The sequence below is a fragment of the Nocardioides epinepheli genome (assembly GCF_037936805.1).
In the GTDB taxonomy this organism is placed as follows: Bacteria; Actinomycetota; Actinomycetes; order Propionibacteriales; family Nocardioidaceae; genus Nocardioides.
Genome location: NZ_JBBMMC010000003.1, coordinates 170,354 through 186,318, shown reverse-complemented (window position 1 = coordinate 186,318; position 15,965 = coordinate 170,354). Strand labels below are relative to the sequence as shown.

Below are 15,965 nucleotides of genomic sequence, written 5' to 3'. Positions count from 1 at the left end.
AGCCGAATCCTGCCAGCCCCGGCAGATCGCCCCGCCGCAAGACTCCCGGGTCGCAGGAGGTTCAGGCGAGGGTGAGCGTCACCGGGATGTTCCCGGCGACCGCCTTCGAGTAGGGGCACTTCGCGTGCGCGGCCGCCAGTAGGTCCTCGCCGACCTCACGCTCGATGCCGGGAAGGGTGGCCCGCAACTCTACCGCGAGTCCGAATCCCTCGGCGCCACCGGCGATGGTGACCAGGGCGCGCACGGTGGCATCGGGCACCTTGACCTTGCGCACGCGGGCGACGGAGCCGAGCGCCGAGAGGAAGCAGCCGGCGTATCCGGCAGCGAAGAGCATCTCGGGGTTGCTCACCTCTCCCCCCGCTCCACCCAGCTCGCTCGGGATCCCCAGCGCCAGCTCGACGAGGCCGTCCTCGGTGCGCACCCGTCCGTTGCGGCCGTCGCCCTCGGCGAGTGCCTCGGCGGTATAGCTCAGCGCGCTCATCGGCCCGCTCCGACCAGCTCGATGAGCTCGGAGACGGCCTGATCGGTGGCTCGGGCGAAGGTCCCTCCACGCGAGACCGCGGTGCCCGCCGTCCGTGCGACGGCGACGGCGACCTCGGCCTGGCGCACGGCGAGGTAGGTGGGATTGACCACGAGTGCGCCGGGCACCTCGACGTGATCATTGGCGCTGAGCAGCGCGAAGAGCCCTCCGGCCGACATCACCAGGTCCACGTCGCTGCGCTCGACCATCGCGGCGGCGATGCCCTCGAAGGTCTTCTTGATCCTCGCATAGCCTTCGGGGTCGTCGACGGCGGCGACCGCCTCGTCCGGCGTCAGAGCCATCGCCTGGATGTCGACGACCCGGCTCTCCAAGCCGTAGCGCCGGATCTGCTCGCGGTGCCACGGGAGGTAAACCTCGTCGAGGGTCACGATCCCGATCCGACCGCCGAGCATGCAGGCCTGCAGCATGCTCGCCTCGCCGTGTCCGATGACGGGAATGTCGACCGCGGTGCGGGCCTCGTAGAGGCAGGCGTCCTGGAAGTGGCCGACCAGGACGGCGTCGAAGCCCTCGCGCTCGGCCTCGACGATGCCGGCGACGGACTGGACGCCGCAGCGCAGCTCGCTCAGCCGTCCGAGCTGGGTGTCCGCGGGGCTGATCCCGCGCACCTCGTAGTGGACGTCGGGTCCCGCGATCTCGGCGAGATATTCGGCGAGGCTCGACAGGTAGGCGCCGTGCACCGCCGGATCGGTGAAGCTCTGGTACAGGATGCGGGTGGGCGTGGGAGACATGCTCGTCCTTTCGGGGAGGTGGATCGGGGGGGCGGACGCGGTGCGCCCAGGCTCCGAGGCCGGGACGCCTCGGAGTCGGTCAGGGGATCAGGAGGACCTTCCCGCGCACCGCTCGCGAATCGAGGAGCTCGAGGGCCTCGTCGGCGCGATCGAGCCGTAGTCTCGCGTCGGTCGTGGGCGTGATCCGGCCGGCGGCGAGGTGGGGCCAGACCCGGTTCTGGAGCTCGGCGATGATCTGGTCCTTCTCGCGGTCCGGGCGAGACCGCAGGGCGGTGCCGGTGAGGGTCAGCTGCGAGCGGAGGAGGAGGTCGAGGTCGAGGGGCGCGGGAGTGCCGGCCAGGTGACCGATCACGGCGACGCGTCCGCCTCGGGCGAGCACCGCGAGGTTCCGGTTGAGCTGGTCGCCGCCGAGGATGTCGAGGATCACCTGGGGCCGGACGTCGTGGGAGGCCAGCACCTCGACGAAGTCGGCCTCTCCATGGACGACGGTGATCTCGGCGCCCAGGGCCTGGGCGAATCGCGCCTTCTCCGCGGTGCCCACGGTGGTGGCCACCCGGATGCCGTGGGCCACCGCCAGCTGGATCGCCATCGCCCCGATCCCGCTCGCGCCGCCGTGCACGAGCAGCCATCGACCGGCCTCCGGGGCGCCGAGGGCGAACACGTTGCTCCAGACGGTGGCTGCTGCCTCGGGAAGGCCCGCGGCGTCGACCGGGTCGATGCCCGCAGGCACCGGCAGGGTGTGGGAGGCCCGCACGCCGACGAACTCGGCGTGTCCGCCCCCGGGCAGCAGGGCGCAGCGGCTGGTGCCCAGCAGCTCGGTCGGCACGTCGTCGCCCACCGCGACGACCGTGCCGCCGGCCTCGAGCCCCAGGACATCGGTCCACCCCGCGCGGAGCGGGTACGCGCCGTCGCGTTGCATGAGGTCGGCCCGGTTCACCCCCGACGCGGCCACCCTCAGCACGACCTCGGCGGGCCCGGGTTCTGGGATCGGACGTCGTACGCACCGCACCCGTCCCCGACCGCCGCCCTGCTCGACCACCAGCGCGCGCATCGTCTCGCCGCCTCGGTGGCCGGGCGGGTCGGTCCGTTCGCTCCTGGGGGTGCTCACCGGCCCGACTCCGGCCCGTCGCCGGCCGGTGCGCCGAGCCCGAGCCAACGGGCGGCGTTCGCGCCGAGGATCTGGTCTCGCTCGGCATCGGAGAGGAAGTCGGCGGCGTGCACCACCGAGCCGACCGGGCGCTCGCCGAGCGGGTAGGGATAGTCGCTTCCCACCATCACCTGAGTGACTCCCATCTGGTCGACGAGCAGGCGGAGGGCGGCCGGCTCGAAGACGACGGAGTCGACACAGAACCGGTCGCGGTAGTGCGAGGGCGGGTGCTCGCTGGTACCGATCACGTCCGGCCGGCCGCGCCACGCGTTGTCCATGCGCCCGAGCCAGAACGGGAACGACCCGCCTCCATGGGCGAAGCAGATCCGCAGGTCCGTGCTCACGCGGTCGAAGACGCCGCCCAGGATCAGCGCGAGGACCGACAGATGGGTCTCGGCGGGCATCCCGGCCAGCCACTGCGCCATCCAGCGGTTCGACCGCGGGGTGGACGGCATGTCCCACGGATGCACGAACACCGGGACGCCCAGGGAGGCACAGTGCTGCAGGAAGGTCACGATCCCCTCGTCGTCGAGGTCGCGATCGCCCACGTGGTTGCCGATCTCGACCCCGAGGTGGCCGTTGGACAGGCTGCGCTCGACCTCGCGACAGGCGGCGTCGGCGTCCTGCAGCGGAACCTGGCAGAACGGCAGGAGCCGGTCCGACCCTGCGGTGACCTCGAGGGCGAGGTCGTTGAGGATCCGGGAGACGCCGGCGGCATCCGCGGGTGCGAGGTCGTAGGAGAAGAAGACCGGCGTCGGCGAGACGACCTGGAGGTCCACCCCGTCGGCGTCCATGTCGCGCAGGCGCGCCTCGGCGTCCCAGGCCCGCTCGTCCACCCGCCGGAACTCCGTGGAGCCGATCATCATCATCGCCTCACGCTCGCTGCGGACGTCGAGCCACAGGCGCGGCTCGGGACCGGGAAGGGTGGGCCACCCGCGCGGGACGTAATGGGAGTGGACGTCGATCAACGAGCCCGCCCCCGCGACGTCGCTCACCCCTTCCCGGGGTGCAGCGCCCCGCAGCTCCGGCAGGTGCGAGCACTCTCGTCGTCGTAGAAGCGGGTGAACACCGGTGGCAGGTCCGCCACGATGTCGCGCACCTGCAGCTCGATCTCGTGCACGAGCGCGGAGCACTCCTGGCAGTACCACTGGAACTTCTCGAGCGTCCCCTCCTCGCGGATCCGCTCGATGACGACGCCGATCGAGCCGGCCTCGGGACGCTGCGGGGAGTGCGGCAGGAAGCCGGGCAGCAACCACGTCTCTCCCTCGCGGATGTGCACGGTGACCTCGCCGTCGGGGGTCATGACGTTGACGTGCATGTCTCCCTTGAGCTGGTGGAACCACTCCTCGTAGGGGTCGACGTGGAAGTCGGTGCGTTGGTTGGGGCCGCCGACGACCTGGACGATGAAGTCGTCGCCGGTGAAGATCGCCTGGTTGTTCACCGGCGGCTTGAGCAGGTGCTCGTGCTCGGCGATCCAGCCCAGGAAGTTGAGCGGCGGGCTGAGGACCGGGCCGCCGGTCGCGATGTCCTGGCTGGTCTGGTTCGTCTGGGTCATGACGTGATCTCCTTTTCGGTCGATACGGAGGCCGCTGGCAGGTACGCCACGGCCTGGATCTCGATGAGCAGGTGCGGGTGCGGCAGCTGATGGACCGCGACCGTGGTGCGGGTCGGCCCGTCGTGGTCGAAGTAGGTCGCGTAGACCTCGTTGTAGCCGCCGAAGTCGTTCATGTTGACGAGGTAGGTCGTCACCTGGACGAGGTCGCGCAGCTCGCCGCCCGCCGCGCGAAGGATGTCGCGGATGTTGTCGAGCACCGCGGCGGTCTGCGCCCGGATGTCGAGGTCGGTCACCCCCAGCTCGTCGACCTCGACGCCCACGAAGGTGTTGTCCGGCCGACGACTGCTGGTGCCGGACACGTAGACGAGGTCACCGGCGCGTTTGGCATGGGGGAATCGGCCGCGAGGGCGGGCCTTCTCGTCCAGGGTGAGTGCGTCAGCCATGGTGGCCTCCCTCGATCTCGACGGCGACCGGCTCGAGGCCGCCGATCTCGACCGCGACCGTTCCCGGCACCAGCGGGACCGCCTCGGTGGCGGCACCGGCGAGCAGCACCGCGCCCGGAGGGACCTCCAGGCCGAGCCGGCGACCGAGATCGCGCAGGCGAGGCAGGGTGTTCAGCGGATGGCCGAGGATCGCGGAGGTCGAGCCGGTCGCGGCCGTCTCGCCGCCGACCACGAGCCGCACGGGCAGGTCGCTCAGATCGATGGCGCCCGGCTCGTGCCAGGGGCCGACGGCGAATCGTGCCGCAGAGGTGTTGTCGGCGACGACGCGAGGCAGGTCGAACCGGAAGCCGTCGTAGCGCGAGTCGATGATCTCCAGGGCCGCGGCCACGTGACTGACGGCGGCGACGAGCGCGTCGGGGTCGTCGAGGGCCGGGTCGGCGAGGTCCAGGCCGTCCTCGAACCGGAAGGCGACCTCGGGCTCGACGCGCGGGTGGATGAGCCCGTCGAGGCTGCACGAGCCGCCGGCCGGAATCTCCATGGTGTGGGTGAGTCGGCCCACGATGAGCTCGTCGACGCCCATCTGGCGCATCTTCGCCTCGCTGGTGAAGCCGAGCTTCAGGCCCACCCCCCGCTCCCCGCGGCCCCGGCGTCGATCCAGGAGCGCCGCTTGAGCGGCATAGGCGTCGGCCAGGTCGAGTTCGGGCCACTGCTCGTCGGGCCGAATCGCGACCGCACGGGTCTGCGCGAGGTCCAGGTGCTCGACGACGTGGGCGACGGCGTCGGTGTGCGCGCTCACAGTGCCACGCACACATTCGTGGTCTCGGTGTAGAAGTCCAACGAATGACGACCGCCCTCGCGGCCGACACCGGAGAGCCCGAACCCGCCGAAGGGCGAGCGCAGCTCCCTGGTGAACCAGGTGTTGACCCAGGCGATTCCGACCTCCATGCGCCCGGCCACGCGATGCGCGCGGCGCAGGTCGGTGGTCCACACGGCGGCGGCGAGCCCGTAGTCGGTGTCGTTGGCGAGCGCGACGGCCTCGCTCTCGGTGTCGAACGGCACCAGCCCCGCGACCGGCCCGAACACCTCCTCGCGCATGACTCGGTCGTCGTTGCCCAACCCCGTCCACAAGGTGGGCTCGACCCAGAAGCCTCCGGCGAGCTCGTCTCCGACCGTGGCCGGCTCACCCCCGGTGAGAAGCGTGGCGCCGGACCTTCGGGCCAGCTCGACATAGTCGAGCACCTTCTGCTGGTGGCCGTGCGAGATGACCGGTCCCGTGGTCGTGGCCGGATCCGCCGGTGCGCCGAGCCGCAGCTTCTGGGCCGCATCGACCAGGCGAGCCGAGACCTCCTCGAAGATCGGGCGCTCGATGTAGACCCGTTCGGTGCACAGGCAGACCTGACCGGTGTTGGCGAAGATCGATCGGGTGAGCCCGGCGATCGTCTCGTCGAGGTCGGCGTCGGCGAAGACGACCGCGGCGTTCTTGCCGCCGAGCTCGAAGGAGACCGGGCGCACCCGGGGCGCCACCGCCCGCATGATCCCGGCGCCGGTGGCGGTCGATCCGGTGAAGGTGACGCCGTCGACGTCGGGGTGCGTGGTGAGGTGCTGCCCGGCCGAGCCGGCGCCGAAGCCGTGGACGACGTTGTACACCCCGGACGGGACGCCGGCGGCGTCCAGGATCTCGGCGAGTACCGTCGCCGAGCCCGGCGTCTCCTCCGACGGCTTGACGACGATCGCGTTGCCGCAGGCGATCGCCGGCGCCACCTTCCAGGTCAGGAGCAGGAGGGGGAGGTTCCATGGCACGATCGCCGCCACGACGCCGAGCGGCTTGCGCAGGGCGTAGTTGAGGGCCTGCTGTCCCGCCGGGAGGTCCTGGAGGAACGACTCGACGCCCTCCGCCGCCATGATGTCGGCGAACGAGCGGAAGTTCGCCGCCGCGCGCGCGACGTCGAGCGCGCGGGCGCCGGCCTCCGGCTTGCCGGTGTCGGCGACCTCGGCCGCGAGAAGGTCGTCGGCGCGCCGGTCGATCTCGTCGGCGACCCTCCGCAGGAGAGAGCAGCGCTCGGCGACCGTCGACCTGCCCCACGCGCCCTCCAGGGCGGCGCGGGCCGAGGCCACCGCCCGGTCCACCAGGCCGGCGTCGGCCTCGTGGACCCATGCCACCTGCCGCCCGGTGGCCGGGTCGATGTCGGCGAACGCCTCGGGGCCCTCGACGAACCGCCCGTCGATGAAGTTCTTGTACTCACGCATGTGCTGTCCGTTCCTCGGCGCCCGTCACGGGCGCGGATGTGTGCGGCGTCGGCGTGCCCCGCGGGGGGTCGCGGTCCCACGCGCCTGCGGTCCCGTCTCGGCGTAGGTCGGGCTTGCGGACCTTGCCGTTCTCGGTGAGCGGGAGGGCGTCGAGCTGGCGGAAGAAGCGCGGGATCGCATAGGCGGCCAGCCGCGGTCGGCAGTACTCGACGACGGCGGCGAAGTCGAGCGCGGTACCGCCGCGGCCGACCACCGCCACCATCACCTCGTCCTCCCCCAGCTCGGAGTCCACGGCGTAGGCGGCCACCTCCTCGACGTCGGGGTGGCTGCGGATCACCTCCTCGACCTCGACCGAGGAGATGTTCTCGCCGCGTCGTCTGATCACGTCCTTGATCCGGTCGACGAACCGGACGTACCCGTCGTCCTCCAGCACCACCCGGTCTCCGGTGTGGAACCACAGGTCCCGCCAGGCCTCGGCGGTCGCGTCGGGCATCTCGTGATAGCCGAGCGCGAAGGCGAACGGCTGGTCGCTGCGCACGAGCAGCTCCCCCGCGACCCCACGAGGCACCTCGGCGCCGATCTCGTCCACGACCCGCATCGAGAATCCCGGCTGAAGCCGTCCGACGAAGCCGGGCCGCTGCTCGCCGGGCCGGGTCGCCAGGACCGCGTTGGTCTCGGTGGACCCGTATCCGTCCAACAGGGCGACGCCGAACCGTTCGCCGAAGGCCTCGACCAGTCGCGCGGGCGTCGCTGGGGAGAGGGCGATCCGGACCCGGTGGGCACGGTCGAGCGCTCCGGGGGGCCGGCTGTCGAGGATCGAGACCATCGCGCCGAGCAGGTAGGTGACGGTCGCCTCGACCGCGATCGCCTCGCTCCAGAAGCGTGACGCGGAGAACCGGCCTCCCAGGGAGTACTCGGCACCACTGACCACCGCCTGGCTGAAGGCGTTCAGCGCGTTGGTGTGGAAGAGCGGGAGACAGGTGTGGAGGACGTCGTCGGGGGTGAGGCCGAGCTGCTCGCTCACATTGCGGCCCCACCAGTAGAACTGCGCGTGCGGGCAGACCACGCCCTTGGAGACGCCTGTGGTTCCCGAGGTGTAGAGGATCGCGGCCGGGTCGCCTGGTCGTACCTCCGCCGCCTTCACCGGCTCCCCCATGTCGGCCGGCTCCTCGCCGAGGACCCACCGCCGCACCTCGTGGGGCAGCGGCGGCAGTGCATCGACGTGCTCGACGTACTCCTCCTCGATGATGAGAAGGCGCGCGCCGCAGTTGCCCAGGACGTGGTGCAGCTGCGTCCCGCGCGCGGCGACGTTCATCGGGACCGCCACGGCTCCCAGCCATCCGCAACCGAGGATGAGATCGAGCAGCTCGGTCCGGTTGCCGGCCATCATGGCGACGCGATCTCCCGGTTGCACACCCCGGGCGCGCAGCGCGCCCGCGGCGCGGGCGACCGCGTCGGTCATCTGGGCGGCGGTCCGCCGAAGGCCTTCGCGTCGAAAGAGCGGCGCGTCGGGGGTCAGCGCCGCCCGGTGGCGCAGGATCCCGGGCACGGTCGCCTCCCGCAGGGGGAGCGCGTCGGCGAGGCTGCGGGGATCCGGGCCGCCGTCGGCCCTCGTCCGAGACGGGACGTAGGCGACCACGCGTCCCAACCCGGCGACCGCGCGGTCGTCGGTCAGCTCGATCTCCGTTCCGGCCGGCGGCGCGGCGCCGGCGCCCAGAAGCCGCGCGACCACCGAGACGCCCGGCTCGACGTCGACGGTGAGCACGACGACCCCGTCGGTCGTGGTCGTCGAGGAGGCGATGACACCGCGGTCCGCCTCGACCGGCGCGAGCGTCGCCGAGCCACAGGCCGGGCACAGGTAGCGGTCGGGGAACCAGCCGGCGGCGCATGCCGAACAACGCTGGATCGTGATGCTCATGCCGCCTCCAGAACGGCCACGCTGCCGCAGCTGCCGTGTCGGTAGAGCACCATCCCGTACCCGGTGACCACCCCGATGCGTGCGTCGACCTGCCGCTCGCCGGCGCGTCCCTGAAGCTGCCGGGCGACCTCGACGAGGCCGTGGAGCCCGGCGCCGGCGCCGGCCTGGCCGGCCGAGAGCTGCCCGCCGGAGGTGTTGACCGGCAGCCGCCGGGTGGCGACCTCCTCCGCGAGGAAGCGCGGAAGGTCGGAGCCTGCGGCGAGTCCGAGGTCTGCCAGCTGGGCCACCACCATCGACGGGTAGTCGTCGTAGACGCTCACCACATTGGCGTCCTCGGGCCCGACCCCGGCCCGCTCCCAGGCGCCGGCCGCGCAGTCGGCGACGCCGGTGCGCAGGCCGTCACCGAGCTGGTCGTCGGCGTTGTAGACCGTCGAGACCGCTCGGATGCGTACACGCCGTCCGGTGGCGCGCTCCTCGGCGGCGACGACGACCGCCTCGGCCCCGGTGACCGGAGGCACGCAGTCGAATCGACCGAGCGGAGGCGCCACCGTCGGAGCGTGCAGGTAGTCCTCGAGCGACATCGGCGTCCGGTAGACCGCTCCCGGATTGAGGGTCGCCCAGGCGCGCTGGGCGACCACCAGGCCGCCGTAGTCCTCCCGCCGCAGTCCCGTCGTCTCCATCTGCCGGGTCGTCAGCATGGCGAACAAGGCGTTGGGGCCGGCCAGCGGCAGCGGCGCGAGGTGCTCGGCGGTGGCGCGGTTGTAGTTGCGCACCAGGTCCAGGTGGGCCTGCCGGTCCATCAGATCGCCGGCCACCAGTACCACCACCGACGCGTCGCCCGCCTCGACCGCACGCACCGCGTGCTGCAGCATGCCGCCACCGCTGGCACCGCCGTTGGTGTCCTGCATCAGCCAGCGGACGCTCAGCCCGAGCCGCCACGCGAGGTCCACCGCATGGTCGGGGCCGAGGGTGAAGCTGGCGACCGCCAGTCCGTCGACGTCCTGCGGGGCCAGTCCGGCGTCGTCGAGCGCTCGCCCTACGGCATCGGCGAGCACGCCTCCGGTCGTGGTCCCCGGACCGGGGTGGCGGGTGTAGGGGGATGTCCCCGTGCCGACGAGTGCGGCGTGCTGATTCATGGATCCTCCGGGCGACGGCGCGCGGGGTGCGCGCAGGGCGGGGTTCGGCGGGAGTGGCGTGACTGGCGTCGACGACGGTCAGGAGACCTCGCGGTAGAGCTCGCTCGCGTCGAAGCCCTCCTCGAGCAGGCCGACCTCGCCCATGAGGTCGACGACGGCTTGGACGCCTTCGGCGTCGTACTCGGTCTCGAAGTCCGGGAGCCCCATCTTCTTGGCGATGGCGACGTCCATCTCGGTGTACTCCGGCATCATCGCCTCGGCCACACCGTGCGGGTCGGCGTCGATGTCCTCGACCGCGCGCGCCATCGCGGCACGGAAGCCTTCGATCACCTCGGGGTTCTCGTCCAGGAACTTCTGCGACGTGGCGAACAGTCCCTGCGGGCCCTCCTGGAAGTCGATCGGGCGGACGTCGAGGGCGGCTCTGGTCGCGCTCAAGGTGGGCTCGGTCTGGAAGATCCCGTCGACGTCGCCGGCCTCGAGCGCCGAGGCCATGTTCGCCTGCGGGATCTCGACGAACTCCACGCCGTCGTAGTCCAGGCCCTCCTCCAACAAGACGCCGCGGAACCAGATGTCTCCGACGGACCCGAGACTGGGTGTGGCGAACCGCTTGCCGATCATGTCCTCGGGGGATTTCACGTCCGATCCCGCGAGCACGTAGAGGCCCGCCTGGTAGTCCTCGACGCCCGCGATCCCCGGCGCGGCGATGGTGACCGGAAGGTCGGAGGCGTACGCGGTGATGAGCGAGGGGTAGGACACCAGAGCGAGGTCGGTGCTGCCCGACACGAGGGCGTTGATGGTCGTGGCTCCGTTGGCCGCCGGTGTCAGCTCGACCTCGAGGTCCTCGTCGGCGAAGTAGCCCTTGCTGATCGCCTGGTAGACCGGCAGCGAGTCGCCGACCGGCGGGATGGACACGGTGACCTTCGTCCGGCCGTCCACGGTCTCGGGCTCGTCGTCGCCACCGCAGGCGGCCAGCGTGATGGTCATCAGGGCGGCGGCACCGAGGGCGCCGGCTCGTCGTGCGTACAGCTTCATGGGAACTCCTTGCGGGGTCGATCGAGAGGGGTGGACGACGGCCGGTTGGCGTCGCGGAGGCGGCCGACCTAGGCGGACAGCCCGCCCGGAGACGCGTGGCGGATCAGTCGCGCCACCTCGCTCCGGGTCGTCACAAAGGCCGAGTCCTCGCGGGTGTTGATCTGATCTCTGGGGAAGGGCAGCGGAACCACGACCTCGGCGGTCTTCACCGTCGGCGCCTTGCTCAGCGCGAGGACGCGGGTGCTGAGGTAGACGCTCTCGTCCACGTCGTGGGTGACGAACAGGATGGTCATGTCGAACCTGTCCCGGACGCCGAGCAGGAGGTCTTCCAGCTCCGAGCGGGTCTGAGCGTCGACCGAGGCGAACGGCTCGTCCATGAGCAGCAGCTGGGGGCGCATCGCGAGTGCCCTGGCGATGGCGACGCGCTGCTGCATGCCGCCGGAGAGCTGCCACGGATAGCGGTCGGCGTGCTCGAGGAGTCCCACCGCCTCGAGCGACTCCTCCGTGCGCGAGCGTCGCTCGGCGCGCCCGACCCTGCCGAGGAGGGGGAACTCGACATTGGCCGCGACCCGTCGCCACGGAAAGAGCGAGGCCCGGTAGTCCTGGAACACCATGGCCAGGCCCTGGGGCACACCCTTGATCACGGTCCCGTCGAGGGAGACGGTCCCTCCGGTCGGCGCGAGCAGGCCGGACAGGGTGCGCAGGAGTGTGGTCTTTCCGCATCCGGAGGGACCCACGATCGAGACGAACTCGCCTCGCTCGACGGCGAAGGAGAGCCCGTCGAGGACCGAGTCGCCCGCACCGCGCGCGTGATAGTTGTGACGCAGGTCGTCGACCTCGAGAAGTGCTTGGGACATGGTGGTTCTCCGTTCGGTCGCGGGCACAGCCCACGACAGTGATCAGGAGTTGACGGCCATCTGCAGGCGGTGCCAGCGCAGAACGCCGGCCTCCACGCTGCTGAACAGCAGATTGGACAGGTATCCGAGCAGCGAGAGGGCCACGATGAACGACCACATCGCCAGGAACTGGAACGAGCGTTGCGACTGGGTCAGCCCGAAGCCGATCCCATCGGAGGCCGCGACGAGCTCGGAGGCGATGAGCAGGATGATTCCCAGGGAGGTGGAGACTCGGATCCCGGTGAAGATCCCCGCCCCCGCGGCCGGGAGGATCACCCGGAACAGCAGTGCGGGCCGCGACACCCGGGCGACCCGAGCGTTCTCGATGTAGCCCTCCGGCACCTGGCGCACCGCGCTGTAGGTGTTGAACAACACTGGCCACACCGCGCCGAAGGCGATGAGGGAGACCCGCATCGAGGTCCCGGTCCCGACCAGGACCAGTGCCAGAGGAAGCAGCACCGGACCGGGCAGCGCCCGCATGAAGTGCAGGAGCGGCTCGACGGTCTCGGCGACCACGCGGACCCGTCCGAGCAGGACACCGAGGGAGATCCCGACCACCCACGCGATGAGTAGGCCGAGTGCGAGTCGGTACAGGCTGGGCAGGATGTCGACGTGGAAGGCCTCGGTGACGATGCCGTTCGACAGACCGGCCGAGAACCACCGTTCGCGCACGTCTGCGGCGATCTCGAGCGGCGTGGGGAAGAACATCGAGTCCGACTGCACGGTAGCGAGCTGCCAGACGAGAAGGAGGACCAGCGCCCCGCACCAGCCGGCGACGAAGCGGTACAACCGCGATGGGCCGTGAGCATGTGCGGCCACCTCACACCTCCTCGCGCCGCGCCCAGGCGGCGAATCGGTTCTCCAGGATGCTGACGACGGCGTTGATGCACAGGCCCAGGACGCCGGCGACGATGACGCCGGCGCAGACCGCGTCGATGCCACCCGGCTGGAGGCTCTGCTGCAGCAGCCAACTGCCCAGGCCGGTCGTGCTGCCGCCGATGAACTCGGCGCCGATGCACAAGATGAGCGCGACGGAGACCGTGATCCGGACGCCGGTGAGGACCGACGGCACCGCCGATGGCCACACCACGCGCAGGGCGATCTGGCGAGGGCTCCAGCCGAAAGAACGGGCGGTGGCGTAGGCCGTGCGGTCGGTGGAATGGACGCCGTGGATCGTGTTGAGCAACAACGGCCACACGCAGCCGAGTGCGACCACAGCCGCCTTCATCTCCACCCCCTGGCCGACGACCAGGACGAGCAACGGCACCAGTCCGATCGGCGGCAGCGGGCGCAGGAGCTCGACGACGGTCGAGGTGAGCGCGTGGGCCCTGTCGGAGAGCCCCAGCATCAGACCGGCCGGTACCGCGATGAGAAGGGCGATCAGGTACCCGAGGGCCGCAGCACCGAGAGTCGAGCCGACGTCGCTGAGAAAGGAGCGGTCGCCCAGGAGCTCGGCGGCAGCGACCAGTGTCGTGGTCGCGGGCGGGAGCACGTCGCGTGGAAGCAGGTCCTCGCGGGCCACGAGCTCCCACAGCCCCAGGAATCCGAGCACCCCCGCGCTGCCGCGCAGCCACAGTCCGAGCCGCGGCGAGCGCCGCGTCCGCCGGCGAGCGCTCCTTGTGGCGGGGGACTCGACCTCCGTCTCGCCGGTCGCGCCGGGGGGCTCCATCAGTGCCTGTTTTCCGGGTTCCATCTTCTCCTCCTCGGTGCGGTTCCTCGGGCCCTCGCTCACGCGGCGGCGCTCAGTGCCCGAACGCCTCCTGGAGCCACCAGGAGCCCTCACGGGAGAGGACCTTGGCGTCGATCACCAGCGGACGGCTCGGCGGACCGGACAGCCAGTCCTTGACCGGTGCAAGATCGGCGGCGTCTCGCACGGTGATGGCCTCGCACCCGTGCCCGCGGGCGATGGCGGCAAGGTCGGACTCGGGGAAGACGACGGTGTCCAGGATGGGGCCGTCCTGCCCGAAGTGGTGGACCTCGGCTCCGTACATCGCGTCGTTGTAGACGACCACGAGCAGCGGGATCCCCAGGCGGACCGCGGTCTCGAGCTCCGAGATGCCCATCAGGAAGCCGCCGTCTCCGATCCCGACCACCGGCAGCCGGTCGGGCCGCGCCAGAGCCGCGCCGAGACCGGTGGCGAGACCGAGTCCGACCGACTGGAAGGCCTGGGTGAAGCAGAACCCGTACTCGTCCGGGACGTCGAGGTACATGCTCGGATACCCGAGGAAGTTGCCGGAGTCGACCGAGACGATCCGCTCGGTCGGGAGCATCCGGTTCAGCTCGCTGGTCAGGGTGCGCGGATCGATCTGGCTTCCGGTCGACTCGTCTGCGAAGTCGACCTGGTTCCACCGGAGTCCGGTCGCGATGCGCTCTCTCAGCTCGGGACTCCGGTAGCCGGTGCGCGAGTCGATTCCCTGAGTGCTCAGAAGCAGGCTCGCGGCCCGCGCCGTCTGGGCGACTCCGCCCCACAGTCCCAGATCCACCTCGCGGGTCCGGCCGATCGCCTCGGGGTCGATGTCGACCTGGACCACCGTCGCGCCGTCGGCGATGAGTTTGCCGTGGCGCATCGTCCACATGTTGAGGGCGCATCCGAAGCCCACCACCAGGTCGGCCTCGGAGATGAGCTCGGCGGTCAGCGGCGAGCTGAACCCGCCCGAGACGTCGATGCTCCAGGGGTCGTCGTTGAACATGCCTCGCGAGACGGCCGAGGTGGCCAGGAGAGCGCCGGTGCGCTCGGCCAGCTCGCGCAGGGCATCGGCCGCGCCCCCGCGACTCCCGCGTCCGGCGACGAAGACGGGCCGCTGGGCGGCAAGAAGCACCTCGACGAAGCGGGCGACGTCCTCGGGCGCCGGCTGAGGGTCGCCGACGTCCGGGATCAAGCGGGGGCGGGCGTCGGCCGGAAGCTCCAGGTCCTGCACGTCGATGGGCACGTTGAGCACGACGGTGCGCCGTTGTCGCCGACACGTCGAGTAGGCGCGGGCCACATCGCTCAGCGCGCTCTCCGGCGAGCGCACTCGCATGGCGACCGCGCCGGTTCCGGTCGCCATCCCCTCCTGGTCGACGAAGAAGTTCGAGGTCGGCTCGGTGGCCTCGGCGGTCACCACCAGCAACGGCGTGCGGCTCTTGGCCGCCTCGGCGATTCCGGTGAGCGCGTTGGTGTATCCACACCCTTGGTGGAGCGAGAGCACGGCCACCTCGTCGGACATGCGGGCATAGGCGTCGGCCATCGTGGCGCCGCCGCCCTCGTGACGGGCCGCGACGAACTCGGCGCCGCGGGCGACCATGGCATTGGTGAAGTGGAAGTTGCCGCTGCCGACGACACCGAAGACCTTGCGCACGCCGAGATCGACGAGCAGCTCGCCGATCGCGTCACGGATCAACATCAGAGAACACCCTTCTCACGGGACGGCACGAGGGCCAGGACACGGGCTGGACTGCCGGACCCGCCGACGATCGGCAGGGGTGCGACGATCAGGACGCTCCCGGCGGTCGGGAGTCGGTCGAGTTGCTGCAACTGGGTCAAGCCGTACTTGCCGGCGCCGAGCAGGTGGGAGTGGACCGGGAACTCCGGATCGAACCGGAATGCCTGGCCGGCGTCGGTTCCGACGGTCTCGACGCCCAGGCCGATGATCGGCGTCTCCTCGGACAGCCATTGCGCGCACTCGGGTGTCACGCCGGGTGTGTGCGGACCCTCGTCGTCGGCGTTGAGGAAGGACGCCTGGTCGCCCGAGTGTGCGGACCATCCGGTGCGGTAGAGCAACCAGCCGGCGGGGAGCGGGCCGTGCTCGCGCTCCCACTCCTGCAGGTCGGACACGTCGAGGAGGTAGTCGGGGTCGGCGGCCACCTCGGCGGTCCGATCGATCACGACGGCGGGCGCGACGAGTCGGGACGGCGGGATCTGCGACACGTCGCCGTGCTCGGCGCCGGTGATCCAGTGACAGGGCGCGTCGAGATGGGTGCCGACGTGCTCGCCGGTGTGGATCCCGTTCTGGAACGACGTCTCGCCGCGGTGGTCGTAGCGGGCCAGCTCCTCCAACTCGAATCGCGGGATCGGTGCCATGTGGTCGGGAAGGGGCAGGACCGGGGTCGCGGAGGAGAGGGGGGCGGTCAGATCGAGCACCTCGACCCCGCCGGAGGACCCGCCGGATGACCCGGATGACATGGCCTCGACAAGGTGGACGAGGGGGTCTGTCCGGGTGGCTGACTGAGACATGACGGACATCCTGGGAGAGATCTGGGACACACCACCAATGCCAAACAGGCCCCAGGTATACCCATTTCGATATATTGACGGCTTCCGCCATATCCGGTCCGGCATCGAT

The 15,965-nt window shown here is 71.0% G+C and carries 16 protein-coding genes; all 16 read right to left on the bottom strand.

Features of this window, described 5'->3' with window-relative positions:
• Window positions 1–61: 61 nt before the first annotated feature.
• On the bottom strand, window positions 62–481 hold the full coding sequence (locus WMR31_RS05875) for an Ohr family peroxiredoxin (protein WP_340537848.1): 420 nt from the start codon (window positions 479–481) through the stop codon (window positions 62–64).
• Window positions 478–1,269 (bottom strand): aspartate/glutamate racemase family protein, encoded by a 792-nt coding sequence (locus WMR31_RS05870; RefSeq protein WP_340537847.1) that lies wholly within the window; start codon window positions 1,267–1,269, stop codon window positions 478–480. Before WMR31_RS05870 ends, WMR31_RS05875 begins: the two co-directional genes overlap by 4 nt.
• A gap of 79 nt (window positions 1,270–1,348) precedes the next feature.
• A complete protein-coding gene (locus WMR31_RS05865) occupies window positions 1,349–2,377 on the bottom strand; it encodes an NAD(P)H-quinone oxidoreductase (RefSeq protein WP_340537846.1) in 1,029 nt (342 codons plus the stop codon).
• On the bottom strand, window positions 2,374–3,411 hold the full coding sequence (locus WMR31_RS05860; RefSeq protein ID WP_340537845.1) for an amidohydrolase family protein: 1,038 nt from the start codon (window positions 3,409–3,411) through the stop codon (window positions 2,374–2,376). Before WMR31_RS05860 ends, WMR31_RS05865 begins: the two co-directional genes overlap by 4 nt.
• Window positions 3,408–3,971, bottom strand: coding sequence for a 3-hydroxyanthranilate 3,4-dioxygenase (locus tag WMR31_RS05855; RefSeq protein WP_340537844.1), 564 nt, complete (start codon window positions 3,969–3,971; stop codon window positions 3,408–3,410). Before WMR31_RS05855 ends, WMR31_RS05860 begins: the two co-directional genes overlap by 4 nt.
• Window positions 3,968–4,414, bottom strand: a complete 447-nt coding sequence (locus tag WMR31_RS05850; protein ID WP_340537843.1) for a RidA family protein — start codon at window positions 4,412–4,414, stop codon at window positions 3,968–3,970. The genes WMR31_RS05855 and WMR31_RS05850 overlap by 4 nt, the downstream gene beginning before the upstream one ends.
• Window positions 4,407–5,210, bottom strand: a complete 804-nt coding sequence (locus tag WMR31_RS05845; protein ID WP_340537842.1) for a 2-keto-4-pentenoate hydratase — start codon at window positions 5,208–5,210, stop codon at window positions 4,407–4,409. Before WMR31_RS05845 ends, WMR31_RS05850 begins: the two co-directional genes overlap by 8 nt.
• Entirely contained in the window at window positions 5,207–6,661 is a 1,455-nt protein-coding gene (locus WMR31_RS05840; RefSeq protein WP_340537841.1) for a 2-hydroxymuconic semialdehyde dehydrogenase, read from the bottom strand. Before WMR31_RS05840 ends, WMR31_RS05845 begins: the two co-directional genes overlap by 4 nt.
• Complete coding sequence (locus tag WMR31_RS05835; RefSeq protein ID WP_340537840.1) at window positions 6,654–8,579, bottom strand: ATP-dependent acyl-CoA ligase; 1,926 nt, start codon at window positions 8,577–8,579, stop codon at window positions 6,654–6,656. The genes WMR31_RS05840 and WMR31_RS05835 overlap by 8 nt, the downstream gene beginning before the upstream one ends.
• The gene (locus tag WMR31_RS05830; RefSeq protein WP_340537839.1) at window positions 8,576–9,715 is read right to left on the bottom strand and encodes a thiolase family protein; all 1,140 of its coding nucleotides are present in this window, start codon (window positions 9,713–9,715) and stop codon (window positions 8,576–8,578) included. The genes WMR31_RS05835 and WMR31_RS05830 overlap by 4 nt, the downstream gene beginning before the upstream one ends.
• A 78-nt stretch (window positions 9,716–9,793) precedes the next feature.
• A complete protein-coding gene (locus WMR31_RS05825) occupies window positions 9,794–10,747 on the bottom strand; it encodes an ABC transporter substrate-binding protein (protein WP_340537838.1) in 954 nt (317 codons plus the stop codon).
• 68 nt (window positions 10,748–10,815) lie between these two features.
• Window positions 10,816–11,604 (bottom strand): ABC transporter ATP-binding protein, encoded by a 789-nt coding sequence (locus tag WMR31_RS05820; protein ID WP_340537837.1) that lies wholly within the window; start codon window positions 11,602–11,604, stop codon window positions 10,816–10,818.
• Between the two features lie 42 nt (window positions 11,605–11,646).
• On the bottom strand, window positions 11,647–12,462 hold the full coding sequence (locus tag WMR31_RS05815) for an ABC transporter permease (RefSeq protein ID WP_340537836.1): 816 nt from the start codon (window positions 12,460–12,462) through the stop codon (window positions 11,647–11,649).
• Window position 12,463: 1 nt separating this feature from the next.
• Window positions 12,464–13,336 (bottom strand): ABC transporter permease, encoded by an 873-nt coding sequence (locus tag WMR31_RS05810; protein ID WP_340537835.1) that lies wholly within the window; start codon window positions 13,334–13,336, stop codon window positions 12,464–12,466.
• A 49-nt stretch (window positions 13,337–13,385) separates the two neighbouring features.
• Window positions 13,386–15,026, bottom strand: coding sequence for a thiamine pyrophosphate-binding protein (locus tag WMR31_RS05805; protein ID WP_340537834.1), 1,641 nt, complete (start codon window positions 15,024–15,026; stop codon window positions 13,386–13,388).
• A complete protein-coding gene (locus WMR31_RS05800) occupies window positions 15,026–15,805 on the bottom strand; it encodes a cyclase family protein (protein WP_340537833.1) in 780 nt (259 codons plus the stop codon). Before WMR31_RS05800 ends, WMR31_RS05805 begins: the two co-directional genes overlap by 1 nt.
• Between the last annotated feature and the right edge of the window lie 160 nt (window positions 15,806–15,965).

Bases quoted from the DNA above. Each gene is read 5' to 3' on its own strand.
- WMR31_RS05835 (WP_340537840.1), bottom strand. From the start codon at position 8,579: ATGAGCATCACGATCCAGCGTTGTTCGGCATGCGCCGCCGGCTGGTTC.
- WMR31_RS05875 (WP_340537848.1), bottom strand. From the start codon at position 481: ATGAGCGCGCTGAGCTATACCGCCGAGGCACTCGCCGAGGGCGACGGC.
- WMR31_RS05850 (WP_340537843.1), bottom strand. From the start codon at position 4,414: ATGGCTGACGCACTCACCCTGGACGAGAAGGCCCGCCCTCGCGGCCGA.
- WMR31_RS05820 (WP_340537837.1), bottom strand. From the start codon at position 11,604: ATGTCCCAAGCACTTCTCGAGGTCGACGACCTGCGTCACAACTATCAC.
- WMR31_RS05840 (WP_340537841.1), bottom strand. From the start codon at position 6,661: ATGCGTGAGTACAAGAACTTCATCGACGGGCGGTTCGTCGAGGGCCCC.
- WMR31_RS05805 (WP_340537834.1), bottom strand. From the start codon at position 15,026: ATGTTGATCCGTGACGCGATCGGCGAGCTGCTCGTCGATCTCGGCGTG.
- WMR31_RS05830 (WP_340537839.1), bottom strand. From the start codon at position 9,715: ATGAATCAGCACGCCGCACTCGTCGGCACGGGGACATCCCCCTACACC.
- WMR31_RS05800 (WP_340537833.1), bottom strand. From the start codon at position 15,805: ATGTCATCCGGGTCATCCGGCGGGTCCTCCGGCGGGGTCGAGGTGCTC.
- WMR31_RS05870 (WP_340537847.1), bottom strand. From the start codon at position 1,269: ATGTCTCCCACGCCCACCCGCATCCTGTACCAGAGCTTCACCGATCCG.
- WMR31_RS05810 (WP_340537835.1), bottom strand. From the start codon at position 13,336: ATGGAACCCGGAAAACAGGCACTGATGGAGCCCCCCGGCGCGACCGGC.
- WMR31_RS05855 (WP_340537844.1), bottom strand. From the start codon at position 3,971: ATGACCCAGACGAACCAGACCAGCCAGGACATCGCGACCGGCGGCCCG.
- WMR31_RS05825 (WP_340537838.1), bottom strand. From the start codon at position 10,747: ATGAAGCTGTACGCACGACGAGCCGGCGCCCTCGGTGCCGCCGCCCTG.